Source organism: Mycobacterium sp. M23085 (assembly GCF_045343915.1).
Classification (GTDB): Bacteria; Actinomycetota; Actinomycetes; order Mycobacteriales; family Mycobacteriaceae; genus Mycobacterium.
The window spans coordinates 458,830-476,588 of the sequence record NZ_CP174280.1; the positions used below are offsets into that span (position 1 = coordinate 458,830).

Genomic DNA, 17,759 nt, shown 5'->3' on the forward strand with positions numbered 1-17,759 from the left:
TCTTGTTTTCCGTGCCGGGTTGTGGCAGCGTGTGCAAATGAGAGAGCACCGCTCTCGAGAGTTGAACCAGGATTCGCTGAGAGGCCGCATCATGTCCACCCGCTACGAAAAACCGAACCGCGCCGCCCGCGCCGCCAACGCGGTTATCCGCTGGCTCGCCGAGGCGGGCATCAGCATCGCCGGAACCCGGGCGCTGCACGTCCGTGGCCGCAAGACCGGGAAGCGGCGCGCGGTGGTGATCAACCTGCTGACCGTCGACGGCGTGGACTACCTGGTCTCACCGCGCGGCAACACACAGTGGGCGCGCAACGTCCGGGCAGCGCCCGTCGTCGAGGTGGGGCCGCGCTGGCACCGGCGACGCGTGCGGCCCGGCGAGGTCGACGACGCGGCCAAACCCGAGCTGCTGCGGCGCTATCTGGCCAGGTGGTATTGGCAGGTCAAGGACTACGTCGCCGGGTTGACCCCAGACAGCACCGACGAACAATTCCGTGCCGCCGCATCCTCTATTCCGGTGTTCGCGCTGACCCCGGTGGGCTGACCGCCCCTACTGCGCGTTGTCGCGCACTCCGAGGTCCTCGCGGACCTCCTCCGAAGTAGCCCCCCACGACACCGCCGCCGGGAAGTCTCCCCACACGCTGTTGAAGATCCCGACGATCTGGCCGGGGCCGCCGCTGGGCGCCAGGTACACCGGTCCGCCCGAATCGCCGTTATGGCTTTGCACACCGTGCGACATGGTGAACCAGCCGTTGTTCACGCTCTCCACCGTCCCGCAGGTCTCCCCGGTGATCACGCCGTAATGGCAGACCGGCTGCCCGGCCGCAAGAGTGAGGCCGGGATCGGACACAAGCGGCCGTCCACCCGGCAGGACGTTGTTCGCCGTGACGCTGTTGTCCAGCACGATCGCTTCGTAGTCGTTGATCACCTGGCTGGTGGATACCGTCGTTCCGCTAGGGGTGTTGTCCCGGAAGGCCGCCATCCGGCCGATGACGGACCCGCCCCGGTCCGTCACCACACCGCTACCCCCGCCCCGGCAGTGCCCCGCGGTGAAGGCGATTTTCAGCCCGGGATCGACATATCCCAGCGTGCAAACGCGGTTGTCCTGGCGTATTTCCATGCCGGGATACACGAGGACGTCGGCTTTTGCCGACGCCGCCGGCGCAGACGGGGTGAGCGCCACGACCAAAGCCGACGCGGCGATCGTGCGCATTGCCACGCGATGCACCATGAACTCCGATCCATCGGGCCGATTACCGACGGGAGGCCGAGGTTACGGCGTACCCGCCCTCCACGCTCAGGTTTTCGCGCCGGCCTGCGCAAATGTTACAGCGAGGTCACGACCCGGGTGGCGGCCTCAGTTCGATCGGCCGCGCGCGGCACCCAGCCCGGCGGACCGAACACGTAACCCAACCGGTCACGCAGGCGCTTCGCCGACCGCCAGTCGCGGGCGATCGCCACGTACTCGTGGGTCTGCAACGTCCAGATGTTGAACGTGTCCACGCGTTTGGTGAGGCCGTAGTGCGGCCGGAACAGTTCGGGCTGAAAGGTCCCGAAGAGCCGGTCCCAGATGATGAATATGCCGCCATAGTTTTTGTCGAGGTACACCTGGTCCATCCCGTGGTGCACGCGGTGATGCGACGGTGTGTTCAAGAGGAACTCGAACGGCCGCGGGAGCTTGTCGATCCGCTCGGTGTGTATCCAAAACTGGTAGATCAAGTTCAGGGAGAAACTGAAGAACACCATCCACGGCGGAATTCCCAACAGCGGCAAGGGGATCCACATCAAGATCTCGCCGCTGTTGTTCCATTTCTGGCGCAGCGCGGTGGCGAAGTTGTAGTACTCGCTGGAGTGATGGGCCTGATGCGTCGCCCAGATCAATCGCACCCGGTGCGCGATCCGGTGATAGGCGTAATAGAGGAGGTCCACTCCGAGAATCGCGATGACCCAGGTGTACCAACGGGTCGCCGACAGGTGCCACGGTGCCAGGTAGGCATAGATCGCGGCATAGCCCAGCAGCGCCAGGGTTTTCCAGCCGGCCGTGGTGGCTACCGACACCAGCCCCATCGAGATGCTCGCGACGGAATCGCGGGTTAGGTGGGCACCCGACGCCGGTCGCCCGGTGCCGGCCGCCTCGGCCGTCAGGTGCTCCAGCTTGCGGGCTGCGGTCCATTCGAGGGTCAACAGCAGCAGGAAGAACGGGATGGCGAACAGCACCGGGTCGCGCATCTGCGGAGGCAGCGCGGACAGCAAGCCGGAGAGGGCACTCACACAGGTAAGACTACGACGCGCGCTGCACCGGTGCCGTCGGCTCCGGCAATGCAGCCGCGGCGAGCTGAGGACGCAATGAAGATCCCACGATGAGGGCAATGAACGCGCTCGCCACAACGAAGAGCGCAATGGTCAACCGGGACCGTCGACTTGTAGGGCCTTTCCAAAGCCCCACAACGGCAGGACTTTGTGTCCCGCTGCTTGGGCATCGCCGCTGGAAAGCTGTGAAACGTTCAAAGTTCGGTCGTGTTGGCAAAACACATCTGTCCGCGCACCGGCTGCGGAGTTAGCGGCCCGTCCTAGCGGCGATCGTCGGACTGCGCTTCGTCTCCGGCATACCACTGCACGGCGCGGACGCCCGGCAGCAGCGAGAGCTCGGCCACCAGTCGTTCCAGCCGGGCCGGGGCGTCACCGTTCATGAGCAGATGGGCGGTCAGGCTGACCTCGTCGTCCGCCGCGTTGCCGGTGTGGATTCCGCGAAGTGTGATGTCGTTGCTGCCGGCGTGCTGGACGATTTGGGCTCGCGCGTATTTCTCGTGCTTCGGACGGCAGAGCACCTGCACCAGATACGGCACCAGGCTCTCGTCTTCATCGGCGCTGTTGTCGCGGTCGATCAGCCGGCCGAGTGGACGCCCCAGCAGGTGGATGCCGATGACGGTGCCCGTGCCGATCAATGCGAACACCAGATGGCCGGAAGCGGCCAGTACGCCAATCGCCGCCGAGCACCACAGGGTGGCGGCGGTGTTGAGACCCCGGACGTTGACGCCCTCCCGCAGGATCACACCACCACCCAGGAACCCGATGCCGGACACGACATAAGAGGCGACCCGGGTCGGGCTGGTGTCGGAGGTGGCAGCCGCGTACAGGACGAACAGCGTCGCACCGGCGGCCACCAGTGCGTTGGTGCGTAGGCCGGCCCGGCGCGCCCGCCATTGCCGTTCCAGGCCGATGAGGGCCCCGCAGCCCACGCCGACGCCCAGGCGGAGCAAGAAATCGAGAGCGCTCAGCGTCTCCAACGACTCGCTCCTTCCCCGTGGACTCGTTGTCGAGTATCCCCCGGCCGTACCGGGCGATTACGGTTGCGGCCCCGGCGTGGTGGCCGGCGGGCGCAGCTAAACATGTGTAGGTGAACGGCAGATGGACCGAAGCCTAATCAGGCGCCGGATGGCCACATCGGCGAAACCCGCGCGCTGCCGCTCGGTTGCGCGGATGCCATATGGGAGAGGCGGGGCTACCCTCGGTTAAGTCGCTGCGGGCAAAAATATTTCGCCGCGATCGCCAAGAACGATGCGGCGTGATCGTTGGTGAGCCCGGGGTTTTGGCTCTTCAGCTCATCAATCATTTGCGGGCCGGCCTCGCCGTCGCCCATGGACACGCACACCGATTTGGCGAACGTGATGGCTGACTCGGGGGTCGAGTAGGTGATGCCCGCACTCCGCAGCGACGCAAGGAAACCGGCCTCGTCGCCACCGGGTGTCACCGGGTCGCCCTGCGCGAGCGGGGCCATTCCGATTGCGACCGAAACGCCAATGCTCAGCGCCAGGAGCAGTCTCATGACTGGTGATCGTCCCATGTCCTGGCAGTGTTCGCAGCGCCAAGCGGTATTGCGCAGATATTTTGAGCGGCAGGGCATTCGGGTTCGGCGGGCTGAGGGTCGCCCCGCCTCGGCTCAGGCTTTGGCGAGGTGCTGGGGGCAGTAGTACTGCGCGGAAAGCACGGCGAAGTTCGATGCCATCTCCATGTCCATCCCGGGGTTATGGGTTTTGACGTCGTGCACCACCTCCAGGCCGGACTCGCCGTTGTTGAGGCAGGAGCACACCGCCCTGCCCGCGGCGATGGCCGATCCCGGGCTGTTGAAGCTGAAGCCGGCTTGCTCCAGCGCGGCGACGAAGCCCGCGTCGTCCCCCTCCGGGGCCGCCGGTGGTTCGGCGTATGCCGGTGCGGCAAGAGCAATCATCGCCGAAACCCCAAGCAGCGCCAGTAGCGGTTTCATCTCTATCGCCCTTCCGGCGTGATGCCTACAACGTTCATCGGCCTTTGTGCCTCAACCTGATTGGGCGTCGGCGGGAATGACTTTCGGCTTGGCGCCCTTCTTGAGATGCACCGCGTGGATGCCCGGCTTCTTGGCCAGCTGCTCGAGGAGCGCGTCGAGGTTTTCCTGGTCGACGTTGTGGTGCTGCACCGTCTCTGGCTTCTCCGAGATCTGTGCGACAACACGTTTCAGCTGTTCCGGCGACTGCTTGTCTTTGAGGTCCTTGATGTCTTTGAGGTCCTTGATGGGAGTCATCCGGTTACGCACACCCGCACGCGCCACCGTCGGGCCACCGGAGCCCACGGCGCTGCCCAGCATCCCGGCCAGTCCCATCGAGCTGAACAGACCCCCCTGGGCCAGTGCGGCGGCCGGCACGGCCTCGGTTCCAACGGCCGACAGCGCGGCGGCGATGGTACGGATGGCCGGGGTGGACGTCGCCCAGCTCGGCGGGATCGACAGCTTGCCGACCAGGGTGCCCGCATTGCCCATGCCGGCGAACGGCGTGATCGAGCTGTATAGCGTGCCCCGGCCGAAGCCCAGCGCCCCCAGGCCGGCGCCCAGCGCGTCTTTCGGCAGCGCCCCGTATCCAACCGGCGGGGCGAACTTGAGCCACTGGGACAGGGGAAAGTTGACCAGCAACCCGACGTCGTTGAACTGGGTGGTCAGCCCCAGCGGCACCTTCACGGCGTTATACATGCCGGTGTAGAAGCCGGCCCCGCCCGGCACGGTGTTGAACAGATTCGTCATGAACGTTTGGTAGAGATAGGCCAAGTTCGCCGGGACGGAGAAGGCGCCGCTGTAGGGCAGGGTGGTGGTCGCCGACGACGCCGCGGTGTAGGCGACATTGGCTACCGGCGTGCTGGCCGCCGAACTCACCGCGGCCGCCTGCATCGGCGCGGCGGCCTCATTGGTGGTGTTGGGCGCCGGGCTGAATTCCGTCAATTTGTTGGCTGCGTTGGCCGACGAGGTGAAGTAGGTGTCCATCGCCGTGGCATCCTGCGCCCAAAACTCGCTGTACTGTGCCTCATTCGCGGCGATCGCCGCGGTGTTCTGCCCGAACAGGTTGGTCGACACCAATTGCGCGAGCACGGTACGGTTTTCCGCGATCACGGCAGGCGGCACGTGCGCGGCGAATGCCGTCTCGTAGGCGGCGACCGCCTCGGCGGCCTGGGTCGCCGATTGTGCGGCCTGCGCCGCGGTTTGCTCCATCCAGGCCACGTACGGTGCAGCCGCGCTCGCCATGGCCAGCGAGGCTGGGCCTACCCAAGGCCCGGCCGTCAGGCTGGAGAGCACCGCCGAATATGACGTTGCGGTGGAATGCAATTCGGTGGCCAGGTTCTGCCAGGCCGTCGCCGCCGCCACCAAGGACCCCGCTCCCGGACCGCTGTACATCCGGCCCGAGTTGAATTCCGGCGGAAAGGCTACGTAAAACATCTCTGCTATCCCCTACCTGGCTATCCGGGTCGACAGCGCCCGGCTGCCATGCGATTTCGTCATCGCGGTCACTCCTCGATGCAGGGGATCACGATGATGGTGGCCGTGGCCGGATCCGCTTCGGCGGCAACGCCGCCCAGTGAGCCCGCCATCGAGGCGGCGCTGCCGATCGGCCTGGTTCCGGCGGCCGCGACGGCGCGTCCGGCCAGGCTGGACAGCGCCATCTGGCTGAACGCGCCCTCCTCACCGGCCATCGCGGCGGGCGCTGCTGCCAGATTGGTCGGCAGCCCCTGGGCGAGTGTTCGGATCGCCGGGGCGGTTTCCGTCCAGCCCTGCGGCACCGACATGCCGCCCACCAGAGCTGCTTTCCCCATCGATCCCGACACCCGCCCCGTCCCCACGGCGGAGCTGAGCGTCGGCTTGACGGCGTTGGCGCCACTGGCCAGCGGCGCCAACGCCCCGGAAATGGCTTTCGGCCCAGCCAGATACGCGGCCGCGCCCTGGCCGTTCTGTCCCCAGGCGTACGCCTGGCCGAACGACAGGAACGGTCCACCGGGGATGGAACTCCACGACTGCGGCGAGTACACGCCGGTCGCCAGCGACCAGAATTCGTTCCAATTGGTGATGAAACTCGGTGTAGTCAGCTCCGTCGGCGTGGTCCCCGCCGCGCCGGCATTGCCGACGGCTTGTGCCACCGGCTGCATCGTGGTGCCCAGTTGCGACAGCTGGCCGGCGGTATTCGCGCTGGACTGTCCCGCGCTCTGGGCGACCGCGGCCGCTTGGGTGGGTGCGGCCGACTCGTTGGTGGTCTGCGGTGGCTCGGCGAACGGGGCCAGCTGAGAGGCAGTTGCCGAGGACGCCGCGTACGCGTACATCGCGGCGGCATCTTGCGCCCACATCTCCATGTATTGGGCTTCGGTGGCGGCGATCGCCGGGGTGTTCTGGCCGAGGATGTTGGTGGCGACCAGAGTCGCGAGCAGCGATCGGTTGGCGGCAACCACCGGCGGCGGAACCGTCGCCGCGAACGCGGCCTCGTAGGCGCCGGCCGCGAGTTTCGCCTGGGCGCCCGCCTGCTCGGCCTGCGCGCCGGTGGCGTGGATCCACGCCACGTATGGTGCCGCCGCGGCCGCCATCGCGATGGACGAGGGACCCGTCCATGGACCCGTCGTCAGGGTTTCGATCGTCGAGCTGTATGACGCCCCGGTGCTTTGCAGCTCCGCGGCCAATTCGTCCCACGCCGCCGCGGCCGCCAGCAGCGGCCCCGACCCCGCTCCCAAGTACATCCGTCCCGAGTTGTATTCCGGCGGATAAGCCCCGAAATCCAACATCTAATACCTCCGGTTCCTCTGTTGGCGGCCATGGTAGGCACGGCTTCGCCACCCCGGCGTCGACAAAGTCACAGCTCTAAGGAAATTCATCAGATCTGCCACCGAATACATGTGCGGATTCCATGTGATGAAGACAACAAAGCCATACCGCCCTAGCTTTAATCGGCGCCTGAAGGGCGTTCGAACGACTAGCCGAGCCGCGCAGCAATTGCCACTGCGGTTGGTGCCCAACACTTTCGGATTCAGTGAGGGCTTAGGCACCTATTCGGCTGGCAACGGCCTCAAGGACACGCCACGCATCAATCACCCTCAGAATATTGCTTAGTAGAATGGCTGATTAGCACACTCAGATATCGGCGTCATTGCCGCGGTTTAACAAGGTTCGGAAATATACACTTCAGAGGTTTGACTGCGAATTTCTGCTACCCTTCCACCAAGTTCATGCCTGCGATTGTCCGGAATGGCTTTAAGGACTCGACGACGCCATCGCCTACCGCGCCTTGCATTGGGCGTCCACATCGCCGAACTGGTAGTTGATCGTCACGTCGTTCTCCCAACGTTTTCACCTATTCGGGTAGACGCAGTCAGTCTGCTGTGGCACTGCTCAGCTGCTGACAGTTTCCTGTGGGCCGATATCGGTGGTTCACAAGGGATTTCGCCGCATTGTTGAGCCGTGCGCAACGGCAGTGGCGCCCCGCCGATGCACACCGACGGCTAAGCCGCCCGGCCAGCCGTGCGAACGCCGGCTCGGGCGGCGGGAAGGAAAGGAGCCAGCCGCGGTGTGGTGTGTTATCCGGCTGCGGGGGGGCGGCCCATGATGCGTAGCCGAAAGCCGTACATGGGTTCGGAGAACTCCTCTTCGTGGCCGGCGGGGATGCCGGCCAGGGGCATACCGGGCATGCCGGCGGTGCCGGCTTGGTCCATCACCATCGGGGTGGCCGAGCCGAAACCGTGGTAGGCGCTTAGGCCGACCTGGGTGGTGGTGGCCAGCGGGGTGATCGCGGCTCCGGTGGCCCCCCAGGCCGGCGGCACCGACAGCGCCCCGACCAGGCTGGCCTGTCCCACCCCGGCCACCGCGCCCACCGCCGGGGTGCTCACCGAGGCCAGGTTCGCCGTGCCGCCCAGCCCAGCGGCCAACACCCCCAGCCCGGAGGTCGAGGAGTCCACGGCATTGAGCGAGTTGATGGAGTTCATCGCGATTTGGGAATCGACGAACGTGGTCGGGTTCAAGATGCCGTTGGTGGTAAATCCGTTGGACAGCCCCGAGACGCTGTTGTTGTTCAGGAAGGCGCCCAGCAGGTTCTCGTGGGAATTGCTCAACGTGTTCAACAGCCCGGCCAGCCCGGTGGTCGAATCACCCGAGCCGGGGGCAAAGATGCTGCTGGGGTCCGCACTGAGCGCATTGGTCCCGGCAGTATTGAAGGACTGGGCCACCGCGGTGGCTTGCTGGGCGGTCCCATCGCTGGTGGTATCGGGCACGGGTTGGGCAAACGGGCCCAGTTGTTGGGTCGCCGCCTGCGAGGAGGCGCTATAGCCGGTCATCGCGTTGGCGTTTTGCGCCCACATCTCCCCGTATTGGGCCTCGGTGGCCGCGATCGCCGCACTGTTTTGCCCCAACAGGTTGCCGGCCACCAACTGTGCCAGCTGGGCGCGGTTGGCCGCCACCACCGCCGGGGGCACCGTGGCCGCAAACGCCGCCTCAAACGCCGCCGCGGCCGCGTTGGCCTGCACCCCCGCCAACTCAGCCTGGGCGCCGGTGGCCTCGAGCCACTGCAGATACGGTTGCACCGCGGCCAGCATCTTCTGCGCCGAGGGCCCCGACCAGCCCTGACTGCTCAGCGCGCTCACCACCGCACCGTAGTGAGTGGCCGCCGAGCGTAACTCCGCCGACACCGCGTTCCACGCCGCGCCCGCCGCCAGCAACGACCCCGACCCAGGACCGGCATACATCCTGGCCGAGGTGATCTCCGGCGCCAACCCCACCTCAACTATCGACATGACATCTACTCCCAGCGTTGTTAGCCCGCAGCCGGCGGACGGGGCATGACCACGGGCCGAAACCCATACTTCGGAATGGCCCGGCGCAACCGCCGACCGCTGCCACCCACCGGCCCGGCCACCCCACCGGGCCCCCCCGCACCCGGAGCCGCCGCGGGATCGGTCAGCCCGGTCACCCCGGTAGCCTGCACCGCCGTGTGACCCGGGGCGATGTTGGCCGCCGCCGCCCAACCCTGCGGCACCGACACCGACCCCACCAACTGCGCATTACCCACCCCCGCAGACACACCACCCACACCCGAACCCAGCGCTGTGCGCGAGGCCAGACCCGCGCTCGCCGCCTCGGCACCCGCCAGCCCATCGGCGTCGGCCGCGAAGTCGCCCAACCCGCCCAACGTCGTGGCATGCTGGGCCGCCAACACCCCTTGCATCGTCCCGATAATCGTTTGCGGATTAAACGGACCACCCGCGATCGAACCGTTGAGGATCGAGTTGCTGAAAAAGTTGCTGTTCAAAAAGTTGCCCAGCGCGGTGTTGTTGTTCCCGTCGAAAAACTGCGTCAAATACTCATACAGCGACCCCGACGTAGTGGCATTACTCGTCACATCACTCATCGATCCCGAGCCCCCCGACAACAACGACTGCACATTGCCCGCCGCGGTGTTCGACGCCGCGGTGACCGCGTTCGTCTGCTGCACCACCCCATCAGCCGTGGTCGTCGACTGCGGCGAGGCAAACGGCGTCAACTGCGCCGCCGTGCTCGAACCAACGGCATAACCATTCATCGCCGCCGCATCCTGAGCCCACATCTCGGCGTACTGCGCCTCCGTCGCCGCGATCGCCGGAGTGTTCTGCCCAAACACATTCGTCGCCACCAACAACGCCAACTGCGCACGATTAGCCGCAATCACCGGCGGCGGCACCATGGCCGCAAACGCCGCCTCAAACGCCGACGCGGCGGCGAACGCCTGACCACTGGTCTGCTCGGCCTGCGTGGCCGTGCCATCCAGCCACGCCAGATACGGCGCCACCGCAGCTACCATCGACCTCGACGAAGGCCCCAACCACCCCCCACCGGCCAGTTCGGTCACCACCGACCCATACGAGGCCGCAGCACAACGCATCTCGGCCGCCACCGCGTTCCACGCCCCGGCCGCAGCCAGCAACGGACCCGACCCCGGACCCGCATACATCCTGGCCGAATTGATTTCCGGCGGCAGCACCGCAAAGTCGAACATGGGTATCCCCCTCACCCTCAACGAGTCGCGGCTGCGTTCGTGACCGCGGAGACCGCAATCGAACCGGTGCCGCTATGTGAGGTAGCGACACAGTCTGACGATGCGTCCCCATCGATCTCCTTAATGATAATCATTTCTATTAAGCTACTGAGACGGTACCCTTCCTGCTCGGTTGTTCGCGACTCCCGAGGTCCGAGCGCTACCCGGTTATCGACAAGCCAGTTGACGACCGTGATGCGAGATCGTCGGGCGATTTGAGGATGGTGCGCACGAGTTGCGCGACGTGGGCGGTCTGACGCCCCTCGGCCGGGCAATGATGCGATAGGGGCATCGCCGGCGGCTGCAGCCAACGATTCTGGCTGTGCAACAACATACTTCATCACAAACTCCCCACCGGGTAATCGCGCCAAGGGTTTCCGGCCATGCCCAGGCGCGCTTGAACGCCACACGTCATCGAGCGCACGTGTTATGAAAGTTGGCTAATTACAAGCCAATTCAGGAAAATGCGATGCCGAGGTCGGATCGAAGCGAAGTTGTCAACGATCTGGCATACGTACTGTCACCGGGACTAATTCGCTCTCACCTCCTCAAGGCCAGGGCACGCGGGGATGCCACACAGGGCACGCGGGGAGAAACAACCAGGCGAAACGGCCGGCTGCGGCACCCCTCTCGTCAGAGCTTCGGCACCACACGGCGTATCCGGCCAACCAAAGCCGGAAGCCACTTGGGCTCAACCCTTAATCCGGGAGGAGCTGTCCTGACCCTGGGCGTCTTTCGACGTTCGAGGTCAGTGGCCTGTGTCCGTGCAGACGCCTCACCTAGCGAGGTGCTTGCACTGGACATGGTGGCACTCGGCCCGGATTGAGTCAAGCTGACTTACAAGGCATTCACCCCGCCGTCGCCTCGAATGTACCCGCGGGGGCCCGTTCGTGGATTCGCCGACGTGATGACGGCGCGTTAATCCGACTTGTTCTCGGCGACCGCCGCGCTGAGGCCTTCGGCGAGATCTTCCTTGGTCAGCTCCTTGAAACGCAGCAGCTGACGCTCGCTGAACTCGGTCACATCGCTGGCCAGTACCGCATCCAGATCCTCGTCGTCCAATCGGAAACTGCGGTGATCGCGGGCCTTCTCCACCACATTGCGCACGAAACCGGCATTGCCGAGCGTATCGATGCCGCGGATGAGATCGCCGTCCTCCGAATAACTTTCGTCAAGGTAGAACTTCGTGTACGACGGCAACAGCGACTGCGCCGACTCATCGGTGATGACGTCTTCGTTCTCCTGGCCCATCAACCGGGTCAGCGCGACCAGCTCGTCGGGGGTGTAGCTGAAGAACTCTATTACGGTCGAAAAACGCCGCCGCAGACCTTGATTCACTTCGAGCATCTTGTCCATGGCCTTGGCGTAGCCGGCGCCGAAGACCACCAGCTCGTCGCGGTGATTCTCCATGTACAACAACAACGTGTTGATGATCGCGTTGCCGTAGGGGTCCCCCTGCTGGTAACCCTTCTCGTGCAGCGTGTGCATCTCGTCGAAGAAGACCGCACCACCCAGGGCGCCCTCCAGGAGCTCCTCGGTGTTCTTCTCCGCGTCGGCCATGTAGCGGCCCAGCAGCTTCGTGCGGCTGGTTTCCACCACCACGGGCTTGCGCAGCACGGTCAACCCGCACAGCTGCTTGCTGAAAGCCCTTGCCACCGAGGTCTTTCCGGTGCCGGGCGGACCGAGCAACAATGTGTGGCGCGACGTGACCGGCACCGGAAGGCCCATCTTGGCGCGCGCCAGGTTCACCTTGGTGGTCGACTTGATGAGCTTGATCTCCCGCTTGGCGCGTTCCATCCCCAGCATGGCGTTCAGCTCGGCGTCGCCCTCGGCCAGGTATTTCGCCGCCTCTTCGGCGTGGCGAGCCGCCTCGGTCTCGGCCCGGGTCGGCGCGCTGTCCGGGTCCCACGGGTCGGTCCGGGCTTCGATCGTTTCCGGGTCGGTCAGCACCAGGCGGAAGTTGGGGTTGTCCAGCGCTTCACGGGCCGGCGTGAACTTCGGATCACGCGAGTACACCCGCCGCAGCAGCTCGACGGCCTCGTCCTCGCGGCCCAGATGCCGCAAGCACATGCCCTGGGTATACAAGGCGACGTTGGCGGCGCCCGGCACCCGGTCGCCCTCGATGGCTTCCTGGCCCCGGCGCAGGGCCTCCTCGAACACCCCCAGCGAAGCCAGCGCCGTGGTGGCCATCGCGGCGCCCGCGGCCTTCAGCTCGGGCTGTCGCCACGTCTTGCCCTCGCCGAACTGGTTCAGCACATCCGGCCACCGCGATGTGCGGAAGTACAGCACGCCCCGCACGTAGCTGACGAGTTCCTCGTCGACCGGATGGCGGGGTTCGACACCGTCGATCAGTTTCGCGGCTTCCTCGTAGCGTTTCGCTTCGGCGAGAACCGCGGCGTACGCGCATGCCAACGTCTCGACGCTGGTGACCGCCAGCCGCAGGAACAATCCGTCGGAGACCTCGGGACGGAACTGCAACTCGGTCACCCCGAGGCGGCGGGTCTCCCAACCGAAAGTCCGGATCGAAGACCATGCACCCGACAGCACATCGATGCTCTGCTCCCCCGCCAGGATCCGCGCCAGCCAGGCGTCACACATCCCCGGATCCAGGTTGGTCGCGGTGTTGAACATCTGCGCCGCAACCTGCGGGTTGTGGCTGGGCTGCAGCCCGTTGACCGAGACGCCGGAGGCCAGCAGGCCCGCGACCATCGCGTTGCGGGCGCCCTCAGCGGTTGATTGCGGCCTCGTCATTGCGCTACAGGCACGCCCGCCGAGCTCTCCCGCGGCTGGTCGACGGATAGCGCGAGGTCGTCATCGTCGGCGCGCAGTGGACGGCTCGGCACCACCAGCAGGGGGCGCGCCGTCGGAGCGGGCAGGCTGGCTCGTACGGCGGCCAGCTGGCGTCCGGTGAGACGGTTGAGGCCCGACGAGACGTCGCGACGCAACCGCTTATCGGTGTGGTACCGCACCCAGGCCGACACCTGCGGCCGGCCACCGCGCGAGGTGAGCCGGATGGTCAGCACCGTGGCGACGGTCTCGTCCTGCCACAGTTCTTCCAGCTTGTCGGTGGTGATGTCGGACGGCGACAGCCACAGGCTGGTGACGAACCCGTTGAAGTGCTTGAGGCGCCGCCAGCCGGGCCGGCTCCAGGTCGGTTCCAGATCGGCCAGCACCGCGCGGTCGACCTCGGCCAGCTCCTCCGCGGTCAACGGCCGGGCCGCACAGGTCAGCCCGTCGAGATCCTGGGCGAGCCGTTCGGTTGCTGCGACCAGGGTCGACGCCAGTGAATCGCGGGCCGCCACGGCGGCGACGTTGCGCTGCGGGTTCATCCGCAACACCAGCCAGGTGCGGCGAATGTACGAGGTGGGCTCGTCATTGGCCACCTCCCACTCTTCGGGGCCCCAATTGTCCAGCTTGGACAGCTCGGCGGCTTTGGCGTCAGGGCCGCCGCGGCGGACCTTCACCGACACGATGTCGACGTCATCGAGGTGGACGTCGAACTGGCGTAGGCCCGAGGCGACGGCCGACACCAGCAAGGTGGCCGGCGCGTTGCGGTGACGAAGGCGCGAGGCCGAGTCGCCGTCTCCGCCGCTGATGGCGATCACCGTGACCAGCTGGCCTTGGTACTGCCGCACGCCGACCTTGTCGCGCCCGTACTTGCGCTGGTAATCGAGGGCCGGTGTGCAACCGGCGGACAGCGCCGAGCCCGGGTCGGCAGACCAATCCCAGAGCCACGTGGCCAGACCCGATGCCACGGTGAGCCCGTGGTAGCTGACCAGCGACAGCAGCGTCACCAACAGGCACAGGGCGACACCGACCCAGAACGCGATGCGATACGTGCCCTGCCAGGACTCGGGGCAGTGGCTGGCCACCACCATGATGAGGACGTCGACCAAAAACACGGTGGTCAGCCGCCGCCACGACAATGACAACCCAAACCTGCGCTGACGCTTCATGAAAGCTGCTCCGCCCCTATTGCTGTTTCCGCGACCGCTTCATCAGCATCGCCGTACCGAATATGCCGCCGCCGATGAGTAGCGCCGCCAGCAGGCCTCCGCCGGCGACCCATATGGGCACCATATCCCGATGCGGGGCGGGTTTCGGAATGTTCAGCGGTGCCGACAGTTGCTGCGGCGGTTTGATCGGACCGTCGGGCACATCCCAGGTCAGAGCCGCCACCGGGTCGACGACGCCGTGACCGACCTGGTTATCCACGCCGCGCGCCGGCGCGTGGGCGGTGCGGGTCAACCGGTTGATGACCTGGTAGGCGGACAGCTGGGGGAACTTGGCCCGCACGAGGGCCGCCACCCCGGACACGATCGCCGCCGAGAAGCTGGTGCCGGACGGAACCAGCAGCGTGTTGTCCGGTCCGTCGATCGCGTTGATCAGGCCGTCGTCTCGCGGCGACAGCCCGACGACGTCCGTCCCGGGCGCGGCGATCCCGACCCACGGCCCGGCCACACTCGTCGATGCCTGACCCTGGTTGCCCTGGCTCAGCGGCCGGCCTTCGGTGTCCACCGCGCCGACCGTCAGGACGTAGTCGCTGAACCAGGACGGCGTCACGACCGTGGTGACCGCGTTCCAGTTCCGAGGATCGTTGGGCTGCAATGGATCATGGGGCGGATTCTGTTTGCAGTCCTTTTTGCTGGTGTCTCCGGCGGCGGCCACGATGACGGCGTTCTTGTCGACCGCCGCGTAACGCACCGCCGCGCCCAACGCGCGCTGGTCGATGATGTTGCGCGCGCTCATGCAGGTCACGTCGGAGATGTTGATGACCTGGGCCCCCATATTGGCGGCGTGCACGATGGCCCGCGCCATCGTCTGGACGTTGTCGATCTTCGCCGACGTCTGCGGATCCTCGTCACCGGTGTAGGCGTCCTTGAGCCCGAAGGCCTGGCTGGACTGCCGGATCGCGATGATGTCGACATCGGGGGCCACCCCGCTGAACGCGTCCGGGCCGGCCTTCGGCGGCGCGGGCGGCGGTGGTGGCGGCGGTGGCGGGTCGAGCGGACGCGGCCCGCGCAGGTTGTCGACCTTGGCCACGTGTCCGCCGCCGGCGTAGCCGGGGATGGTCACCGTGCCGCCGCCGTGGCCGGCCGCCGGCGCCTGCCCATTGGGCGGCGGGCCGCCCAGCGGCGGTCCCGGTGGCGGGCCGGCGGGCGGCGGGGCCGCCGGTGCCGGAGCTCCCGGCGGCGGCGGGGGTGCCCCGAACGGGCCGGGAGGCGGTTGCTGATCCTCCGGCGGTTTCGGCGGGACCATCGTCACCGTCTGAGGCAGCGGTGACAGGGTCACCGTCTGTGGCGGTGGTGCTTTCGGCGGTGGCTCGGTGGTGGGGATGGTGACCGGCTTGCGCGGTGCCGCCGGCGGCACCCCGGCGCCGTTGGCCGACGCCGCGCCGATCATCGACGCCACGATGGTGCCGTGCGCGTCGCAGTCGGACAGCCCGTCCCCGGCCATGATGTAGTCACCGCCGGCAATCAGATGCGGGAACCTGGGGTGCGGGGTCACGCCGGTGTCGATGACGGCCACCTTCACGCCGGCCCCGCGACCGAACTGCCATGCCTCCTGCAGGTTGAGCATGTCCATGTACTTGGGCTGCATCCGGAAGTCGGTTCCGGGCAGCACACCGACCTCGGTGCAGTACGAGTTCTGCTTCATCGGCGCCCCCGGCCCGGGCGGGCCGTCCGGCGGTACCGCGCCCGCGTCGATGGTGGGGGGCGAAATCGCGTAGGCGGGCGGCAGGCCTGCCAGCGCGCCTGACGCGAGCAGTGCGGCGGCGATGGTCGCGGCGGACGCGCGACCACGCCACCTCTTGCCGTTAGCGATAGCGGATTGCTGCATAGACATTCATCAACCACAATGCCAGCGGGAAAATTGGCATCAGGCAGAGGTATTCAATCCATTCCACGAATTTGCGGAATAGCGGGCTGTAGACGGTGTTCGGCACCACAGCCGCCGATGTCAGTCCCGCGGCCGGCAGCAGCACCAAAATCGCGGCGCTGATCGAGATCGCGAGCGGCGACTGCAGCACCAGCGCGTAGCGCAACACGACCGCACCGACGATCAGGACGGCCGTTCCGGCCAAGGTGATCGCCTGCCAGCGGTCGACGTAGGACCGGCCGCGCAGCATCAGGAAGCCCGCGCAGAAGCCGGCCAGCAAGACCGGCAGCCAGCGCTGTCCGGTGCGCGGGTCCGACAGCGCGGTCAGGGAGACGATCATCAGCACGCCGAGCCCGATCAGCAAACCCGACAGGAAGGAGCGGGCGCGATCGGCCTGGGTCAGCACGTCGCGGACCGAAGCGGGCCCCTCCAGCACCGGAGGACCACCGTCGGAGCGCACCACCGTGGTGGGCAGGTCGGGCCGGGCCTCGAACACCCACCGGCTGGTCGCCGACGGGAAGACCGGCAGCCGGATGCCGGCCAGCCGCCGCGAGATCGCCGGTGCGCTTTGGTAGACCATGACGCATACCAGCACGACGCAGGTGAACAGCGTCACGGCGCTCGTCATGGCGACCATGCGCGCCAGCGCGGCCACCGCTGCGATCAGGCCGACCGTCACGATTGCCGTGTAGATCGCCAGGCGGCGTCCGGTAAAGCGCAGGGCGAGGACCGCGGCAATGGTGAGGACCCCGAAACCCAATACCGCCTGCGGGGATCCGACACCCCCGGGCGGCGCCGAGGCCGCCGCGATCGATAACGGCGCCAGGCTGCTCAACAGCATGGTGTCGGCGACGCGCCGCTCCTGCTGCGTGTTAGCCCGCATCAACAGCAATAGCGAAACACCCAGCACCACCGCGCCGATCACGCCCGCGTACACGGTCGGAAGCCACGAGTTGTGGTGCCAACGCCACCAGCCGAGCAGGCCGGCCGCGGTCGTCACTCCGACGGCCACCATCGACGCACCGACCTGCACCGCGACGACCGGGTCGATGGCGGCGAAGCGCTTGCTGAGGTCTGCGGCGACCGCGGTGGAGATGTGCTCGATGACCTGCGAGCGGTGCTCGGTGTCCGGGATGAACCGGATCCACAACCGGTCTCCGTCGTAGACATCCTGCTCGCTCAGCGATTGGGTGGCCCGCAGTGGCGAGCCGTCCACCAGGCATAGCGCCCACCGGCCCCGTCCAGACGCCTCCAACGGAGTTTCACCGAGTTCCCGCAGCCGGCTGTTGACCACCTTCAGCAACGGGTCGGTCATCACCGAGACGGGAGCGTTGGCGTCCAGTAGGACACCGATCTGAACACCCGCGCCGGCCATCACGCCGACGACGACTGCCTGAGGCTGCGAGATTCCCTCTACGTCAGGCTGTGGTACTTCAACTACCGCAGTCATCGCCTTGCACTCCTTGTGGTGATTGTGTGAGCCCGGGCGTGCGCCGGTGCACTCGTCGAGGTGCTGCGGCCCCCCGCAAAGTGCATTCCGACCAA

General features: G+C 66.7%; 14 protein-coding genes and 1 riboswitch. Of the genes, 1 reads left to right on the forward strand and 13 read right to left on the reverse strand.

From position 1 onward, the window contains the following. Positions 1–91 precede the first annotated feature (91 nt). Positions 92–538: a nitroreductase family deazaflavin-dependent oxidoreductase gene (locus tag ACIUM1_RS01960; protein ID WP_406815629.1), complete on the forward strand. Its 447-nt coding sequence runs from the start codon at positions 92–94 to the stop codon at positions 536–538. A 6-nt stretch (positions 539–544) separates the two neighbouring features. Here the strand turns inward: ACIUM1_RS01960 and ACIUM1_RS01965 are convergent, their stop codons facing one another. From ACIUM1_RS01965 to eccD, 13 genes are all read right to left on the reverse strand, one after another. Continuing rightward, a complete protein-coding gene (locus ACIUM1_RS01965) occupies positions 545–1,114 on the reverse strand; it encodes a hypothetical protein (protein ID WP_406817490.1) in 570 nt (189 codons plus the stop codon). A gap of 206 nt (positions 1,115–1,320) precedes the next feature. Next, the gene (locus ACIUM1_RS01970) at positions 1,321–2,265 is read right to left on the reverse strand and encodes a sterol desaturase family protein (RefSeq protein WP_406815630.1); all 945 of its coding nucleotides are present in this window, start codon (positions 2,263–2,265) and stop codon (positions 1,321–1,323) included. 299 nt (positions 2,266–2,564) lie between these two features. Continuing rightward, entirely contained in the window at positions 2,565–3,281 is a 717-nt protein-coding gene (locus tag ACIUM1_RS01975; RefSeq protein WP_406815631.1) for an MgtC/SapB family protein, read from the reverse strand. 215 nt (positions 3,282–3,496) lie between these two features. After that, positions 3,497–3,820, reverse strand: a complete 324-nt coding sequence (locus tag ACIUM1_RS01980; protein WP_406815632.1) for a DUF732 domain-containing protein — start codon at positions 3,818–3,820, stop codon at positions 3,497–3,499. 114 nt (positions 3,821–3,934) lie between these two features. Further along, on the reverse strand, positions 3,935–4,258 hold the full coding sequence (locus ACIUM1_RS01985; RefSeq protein ID WP_406815633.1) for a DUF732 domain-containing protein: 324 nt from the start codon (positions 4,256–4,258) through the stop codon (positions 3,935–3,937). A 51-nt stretch (positions 4,259–4,309) separates the two neighbouring features. Next, positions 4,310–5,731 carry a PPE family protein gene (locus tag ACIUM1_RS01990; RefSeq protein ID WP_406815634.1) on the reverse strand — a complete coding sequence of 474 codons (1,422 nt, stop codon included), beginning with the start codon at positions 5,729–5,731 and terminating at the stop codon, positions 4,310–4,312. 68 nt (positions 5,732–5,799) lie between these two features. Beyond that, complete coding sequence (locus ACIUM1_RS01995) at positions 5,800–7,059, reverse strand: PPE family protein (protein WP_406815635.1); 1,260 nt, start codon at positions 7,057–7,059, stop codon at positions 5,800–5,802. A 789-nt stretch (positions 7,060–7,848) separates the two neighbouring features. Next, positions 7,849–9,057: a PPE family protein gene (locus ACIUM1_RS02000; protein ID WP_406815636.1), complete on the reverse strand. Its 1,209-nt coding sequence runs from the start codon at positions 9,055–9,057 to the stop codon at positions 7,849–7,851. Positions 9,058–9,077: 20 nt separating this feature from the next. Then, a complete protein-coding gene (locus ACIUM1_RS02005) occupies positions 9,078–10,295 on the reverse strand; it encodes a PPE family protein (RefSeq protein WP_406815637.1) in 1,218 nt (405 codons plus the stop codon). A 657-nt stretch (positions 10,296–10,952) separates the two neighbouring features. Next, positions 10,953–11,128, reverse strand: a riboswitch (M-box (ykoK) riboswitch). A gap of 124 nt (positions 11,129–11,252) precedes the next feature. Continuing rightward, the gene (eccA5, locus tag ACIUM1_RS02010) at positions 11,253–13,085 is read right to left on the reverse strand and encodes a type VII secretion system ESX-5 AAA family ATPase EccA5 (RefSeq protein ID WP_406815638.1); all 1,833 of its coding nucleotides are present in this window, start codon (positions 13,083–13,085) and stop codon (positions 11,253–11,255) included. Then, on the reverse strand, positions 13,082–14,290 hold the full coding sequence (gene eccE / locus ACIUM1_RS02015) for a type VII secretion protein EccE (protein ID WP_406815639.1): 1,209 nt from the start codon (positions 14,288–14,290) through the stop codon (positions 13,082–13,084). Before eccE ends, eccA5 begins: the two co-directional genes overlap by 4 nt. 16 nt (positions 14,291–14,306) lie before the next feature. After that, entirely contained in the window at positions 14,307–16,175 is a 1,869-nt protein-coding gene (locus ACIUM1_RS02020) for a S8 family serine peptidase (RefSeq protein ID WP_406815640.1), read from the reverse strand. Next, positions 16,153–17,664, reverse strand: a complete 1,512-nt coding sequence (gene eccD / locus ACIUM1_RS02025; protein ID WP_406815641.1) for a type VII secretion integral membrane protein EccD — start codon at positions 17,662–17,664, stop codon at positions 16,153–16,155. Before eccD ends, ACIUM1_RS02020 begins: the two co-directional genes overlap by 23 nt. Positions 17,665–17,759 lie beyond the last annotated feature (95 nt).

Bases quoted from the DNA above. Each gene is read 5' to 3' on its own strand.
- ACIUM1_RS01960 (WP_406815629.1), top strand. From the start codon at position 92: ATGTCCACCCGCTACGAAAAACCGAACCGCGCCGCCCGCGCCGCCAAC.
- ACIUM1_RS01965 (WP_406817490.1), bottom strand. From the start codon at position 1,114: ATGGAAATACGCCAGGACAACCGCGTTTGCACGCTGGGATATGTCGAT.
- ACIUM1_RS01980 (WP_406815632.1), bottom strand. From the start codon at position 3,820: ATGAGACTGCTCCTGGCGCTGAGCATTGGCGTTTCGGTCGCAATCGGA.
- ACIUM1_RS01985 (WP_406815633.1), bottom strand. From the start codon at position 4,258: ATGAAACCGCTACTGGCGCTGCTTGGGGTTTCGGCGATGATTGCTCTT.
- ACIUM1_RS01990 (WP_406815634.1), bottom strand. From the start codon at position 5,731: ATGTTTTACGTAGCCTTTCCGCCGGAATTCAACTCGGGCCGGATGTAC.
- ACIUM1_RS01995 (WP_406815635.1), bottom strand. From the start codon at position 7,059: ATGTTGGATTTCGGGGCTTATCCGCCGGAATACAACTCGGGACGGATG.
- ACIUM1_RS02000 (WP_406815636.1), bottom strand. From the start codon at position 9,057: ATGTCGATAGTTGAGGTGGGGTTGGCGCCGGAGATCACCTCGGCCAGG.
- ACIUM1_RS02005 (WP_406815637.1), bottom strand. From the start codon at position 10,295: ATGTTCGACTTTGCGGTGCTGCCGCCGGAAATCAATTCGGCCAGGATG.
- eccA5 (WP_406815638.1), bottom strand. From the start codon at position 13,085: ATGACGAGGCCGCAATCAACCGCTGAGGGCGCCCGCAACGCGATGGTC.
- eccE (WP_406815639.1), bottom strand. From the start codon at position 14,290: ATGAAGCGTCAGCGCAGGTTTGGGTTGTCATTGTCGTGGCGGCGGCTG.
- ACIUM1_RS02020 (WP_406815640.1), bottom strand. From the start codon at position 16,175: ATGCAGCAATCCGCTATCGCTAACGGCAAGAGGTGGCGTGGTCGCGCG.
- eccD (WP_406815641.1), bottom strand. From the start codon at position 17,664: ATGACTGCGGTAGTTGAAGTACCACAGCCTGACGTAGAGGGAATCTCG.